Below are 405 nucleotides of genomic sequence, written 5' to 3' on the forward strand. Positions count from 1 at the left end.
CCCCGGGCCGGCCGCGCGGGCGGCCTTTGGGGGCTTACGCGGCGTCTTGCGTCGGAGCGATGACGCTGCGCGTGTGGCTGCTTCTGCGCTAGGTGTCTGACACCCCTCGAATTCGTAAGACCAAATGAGGTGTCTGACACCCTGGTGAGATTCGTTTCATACCAAGTGCGTCTCCCAAGGGTGTCAGACACCGGCAGCGGCAGATGCTCTTGGCAGGTTCAGGCGAAGACGGCAGTAATCGTCACTTCAACTCCAGTGCCCGATGGGCGGCGCGTATGGGTCGGGAAGTTGTGGCTGCTCGTCGCCGCGCCGCCCATCATCGCTCTCCCCCGACTGATGAGCGCCATTCGCAAACCGATCCCCAACAGCGCGAAGCGCACCCAGCAACGACGAACCACGGCTCCG

1 protein-coding gene is annotated in these 405 nt (G+C 64.0%); it reads right to left on the reverse strand.

Annotated elements, in window-relative coordinates:
• Positions 1-218: 218 nt before the first annotated feature.
• Positions 219-405, reverse strand: a 187-nt coding sequence (locus AC6LJW_RS29460) for a hypothetical protein (protein WP_498088977.1), incomplete at its 5' end; no start/stop codon positions are given.

This window comes from Achromobacter sp. 1012554356, assembly GCF_059760815.1.